Consider the following 509-nt stretch of genomic DNA (forward strand, 5'->3'; position numbering starts at 1 on the left):
TGACTTGGTGGAAAACTGTGGGCATGCTGCTCCAAGGCTGAACGAGATCAGGCGGACCGAAAAGGTCCGCAGCTCTCTGAGGCCTTTCCGCAGCATACCCCAGTTTTCCCGGCAAAGTGCAGAGGAGGGTGCAGAGCCGGCAGGGCGCAGACAAAAGCAGGGTCCAGACAACAACAGAAAGGATTAGGAAGCATAAGGTAAGAATGGAGTTCAAAGGAGGGGAACAAGGGCCTATAACCAAAACTGGACCTCCACGGATCAAAACCGCACCTCAAACGCTGCTCATTCGGAAAATGCGAATCCAGGTCCGGTTCACAGGCGTACCGGGTTTATCTTCGTTCGCAGCTTGTTATAGCCCCTGACTAAGCGCTATATGAGTTGTACATCTATTATATCCTATTACAGATGGATATGCTCTATATATAAGGTGACTGGAAATATAAGGCCACCGGAAAAATAGAAGAATTGCACGGTCAGCACCCCGCCTAGCCAATATGCTAAGGAATTTT

Annotated in this window: 1 protein-coding gene; it reads left to right on the forward strand. The window is 49.5% G+C overall.

The window, feature by feature from the left end:
* Positions 1–187, forward strand: a 187-nt coding sequence (locus R2S08_RS28840) for a hypothetical protein (protein ID WP_316838357.1), incomplete at its 5' end; no start/stop codon positions are given.
* Between the last annotated feature and the right edge of the window lie 322 nt (positions 188–509).

The sequence above is a fragment of the Pedobacter nutrimenti genome (assembly GCF_032678445.1).
Classification (GTDB): Bacteria; Bacteroidota; Bacteroidia; order Sphingobacteriales; family Sphingobacteriaceae; genus Pedobacter; species Pedobacter nutrimenti_A.